2 protein-coding genes are annotated in these 3,693 nt (G+C 69.8%); one reads left to right on the top strand and one right to left on the bottom strand.

Features of this window, described 5'->3' with window-relative positions; genetic code table 11:
• The first annotated feature begins 167 nt into the window (after positions 1-167).
• Positions 168-3,056, top strand: a complete 2,889-nt coding sequence (gcvP, locus tag GKQ77_RS29600) for an aminomethyl-transferring glycine dehydrogenase (protein ID WP_219692192.1) — start codon at positions 168-170, stop codon at positions 3,054-3,056.
• Positions 3,057-3,189: 133 nt separating this feature from the next.
• Here gcvP and GKQ77_RS29595 read toward each other — a convergent pair whose 3' ends face one another.
• Positions 3,190-3,396 (bottom strand): DUF5999 family protein, encoded by a 207-nt coding sequence (locus GKQ77_RS29595; protein ID WP_276314328.1) that lies wholly within the window; start codon positions 3,394-3,396, stop codon positions 3,190-3,192.
• Positions 3,397-3,693 lie beyond the last annotated feature (297 nt).

The raw sequence follows: 3,693 nt of genomic DNA, 5'->3' as shown, positions 1-3,693 counted from the left end.
GGCGTACGGGCGGGCACGCTCGGAACCCTTCCTCACCGACGGTGAAAGCGGTGCTGTCGAAAGACGGGACCGCGAAGCTCTCAGGTTGAGATGACAGAGGGGGAGGCCGTCCGGGTACCCGCGCCGTGGTACCCCTCGTAGGTCGCGCAGACCAGGAGGCCTCCGCAATGACTGCCACCAATCGCATCCCGCTCTCCGAACTCGAACAGGGCATCCCCTTCGAGCAGCGGCACATCGGGCCCGATGCGGAAGCGCGGGCCAAGATGCTCGCCCACGTCGGGTACGGCTCGCTCGACGAGCTGACGGCCGCCGCGGTACCGGATGTGATCAAGAACGCCGAGGCGCTGAAGCTGCCCGGCGCCCGCTCCGAGGCCGAGGTGCTGGCCGAGCTGCGCTCCCTCGCGGACCGCAACCAGGTCCTCGACTCCATGATCGGACTCGGGTACTACGGCACCTTCACGCCGCCCGTGATCCTGCGGAACGTCATGGAGAACCCCGCCTGGTACACCGCGTACACGCCGTACCAGCCCGAGATCTCCCAGGGCCGCCTCGAAGCGCTCCTGAACTTCCAGACCATGGTCGCCGAGCTGACCGGCCTGCCCACCTCCGGAGCCTCCCTGCTCGACGAGGGCACGGCCGCCGCCGAGGCCATGGCGCTCTCGCGGCGCATGGGCAAGGTCAAGAACGGCGTCTTCGTCGTCGACGCCGACGCCCTGCCCCAGACCATCGCCGTCATCCGGACCCGCGCCGAGCCGACCGGCGTCGAGATCGTCGTCGCCGATCTGGGCGAGGGCATCCCGGCCGAGGTCGCCGAGCGCGGTGTCGTGGGCGTCCTGCTGCAGTACCCCGGCGCCTCCGGTGTCGTACGCGACATCAAGCCGGTCATCGACCAGGCCCACGAGCTGGGCGCCGTCGTCACCGTCGCCGCCGACCTGCTCGCCCTGACGCTGCTCACCTCGCCCGGCGAGCTGGGCGCGGACATCGCGGTCGGCACGACGCAGCGGTTCGGTGTGCCGATGGGATTCGGCGGCCCGCACGCCGGTTACATGGCGGTGCGCGAGAAGTTCGCGCGCAGCCTGCCCGGCCGGCTCGTCGGCGTCTCCGTCGACGCCGACGGCAACAAGGCCTACCGGCTCGCGCTGCAGACCCGTGAGCAGCACATCCGCCGCGAGAAGGCCACCAGCAACATCTGTACCGCCCAGGTGCTCCTTGCGGTCATGGCCGGTATGTTCGCCGTCTACCACGGCCCCGACGGGCTCAAGTCCATCGCGCGGCGCACCCACCGGTACGCGACGCTGCTCGCCGCGGGCCTTGAGGCCGGTGGCGTCGAGGTCGTCCACGGCGCGTACTTCGACACGCTGACCGTGCGCGTGCCCGGCAAGGCCGAACGTTTCGTCGCCGCCGCCCGCGAGGGCGGGGTCAACATCCACCTGGTCGACGCCGACCACGTCTCGCTCTCCTGCGACGAGACCACCACGCGCCACCAGCTGGCCGCCGTGTGGGGCGCCTTCGGCGTCGAGGCCGACGTCGACGCGCTCGACGCCGCCGTCTCGGACACGCTCCCCGCGGACCTGCTGCGTACGGACGAGTACCTCACGCACCCGGTCTTCCACCAGTACCGCTCCGAGACCTCGATGCTGCGCTACCTGCGCAGGCTGGCCGACCGTGACTACGCGCTCGACCGCGGCATGATCCCGCTGGGCTCCTGCACCATGAAGCTCAACGCGACCACCGAGATGGAGCCGGTCACCTGGCCCGAGTTCGGACAGCTGCACCCCTTCGCGCCCGCCCGGCAGGCGCAGGGCTACCTCACCCTCATCAGGGAGCTGGAGGAGCGGCTCGCCGAGGTCACCGGGTACGACAAGGTCTCCCTCCAGCCCAACGCCGGATCCCAGGGCGAGCTGGCCGGTCTGCTCGCCGTACGCGGCTACCACCGCGCGAACGGCGACGAGCAGCGCACCGTCTGCCTCATCCCGTCCTCCGCGCACGGCACGAACGCGGCGAGCGCCGTGATGGCCGGCATGAAGGTCGTCGTCGTGAAGACCGCCGACGACGGCGAGATCGACATCGAGGACCTGCGCGCCAAGATCGAGAAGCACCGCGAGGAGCTGGCGGTGCTCATGATCACCTATCCCTCGACGCACGGTGTCTTCGAGGAGCACGTCGCCGACATCTGCGCGTCGGTGCACGAGGCCGGCGGCCAGGTGTACGTGGACGGGGCCAACCTCAACGCCCTGGTGGGGCTCGCCAAGCCGGGGCACTTCGGCGGCGATGTCTCGCACCTGAACCTGCACAAGACCTTCTGCATCCCGCACGGCGGCGGCGGGCCCGGCGTCGGCCCGGTGGGTGTGCGCGAGCACCTCGCGCCCTACCTGCCCAACCACCCCTTGCAGCCCGCCGCGGGCCCCGCGACCGGAGTGGGTCCGATCTCCGCCGCGCCCTGGGGCTCCGCGGGGATCCTGCCGATCTCGTGGTCGTACGTACGTCTGATGGGCGGCGAGGGGCTCAAGCGCGCCACGCAGGTCGCGGTGCTCTCCGCCAACTACATCGCCAAGCGCCTGGAGCCGCACTACCCGGTGCTCTACACCGGTCCGGCCGGGCTCGTCGCGCACGAGTGCATCGTCGATCTGCGGCCGATCACCAAGGCGACCGGTGTCAGCGTCGACGACATCGCCAAGCGGCTCATCGACTACGGCTTCCACGCGCCGACCATGTCGTTCCCGGTCGCGGGGACGCTGATGATCGAGCCGACGGAGAGCGAGGACCTGATCGAGATCGACCGGTTCTGCGACGCGATGATCGCCATCCGCCAGGAGATCGAGAAGGTCGGCTCCGGTGCGTGGGCCGCCGACGACAACCCGCTGCGCAACGCGCCGCACACCGCGGCCGCGCTGGGCGGTGAGTGGGAGCACGGCTACAGCCGCGAGGAGGCCGTCTTCCCGGGCGGTGTCGTCGCGGCGGACAAGTACTGGCCGCCGGTGCGCCGCATCGATCAGGCGTACGGCGACCGGAATCTGGTCTGCTCGTGCCCGCCGCTGGATGCCTACGAGGACTGAGCACGGCGCCCGTGTGCCACGGGCATGCGTCGGGGCCGGTTCGGAGACTTCTCTCCGGGCCGGCCCCTTCTTTTGTCGATCAGGTCGATCAGGTCGATCAGGTCAAGCGAGTGGATCAGGTCGATCTGGTCGTTCAGGCGGCCGTCATGATCTGGTCGGTGCCCAGCGGTCGGTGCGGGGCGATGATCTGGCCGTCCGGCAGCAGCTCACCGGTGTCCTCGAAGAGCAGGACGCCGTTGCACAGCAGGCTCCAGCCCTGCTCCGGGTGGCTCGCCATGAGGAGCGCGGCTTCCCGGTCGGTGGAGTCGGCTGTCGGGCACGGTGGTTGGTGCTGGCACATGGAAGGGTTCTTTCGCTGCGGTGAAGTGACTGTGTCGTCTGTCCTGCGGCTCGATGCGGTATTCATGACCGCCCCCCGTTTGATAGTCGGTCCGATCCCAGTGTTGCCCTACGGACGTCAATCCGCAGGGATTTTGCTGCAGCGGTTCCTACTGCTTAATGACGTATCACCCGCCCGGGCGGTTCAGCTCAACTCCACTGTCTCTTCGGGTGGTTCGCAGTGGCCCAAGTGGGCTAGTCCACCTGGGTGGGGGCAGCGCCGTGCCCCGCGGCCGGGGGCGGCGGGGCACGTGTGACG

It is taken from the genome of Streptomyces anatolicus (assembly GCF_019400875.1).
Lineage (GTDB): Bacteria > Actinomycetota > Actinomycetes > Streptomycetales > Streptomycetaceae > Streptomyces > Streptomyces anatolicus.
This window is presented reverse-complemented; position numbering and strand designations above follow the sequence as displayed.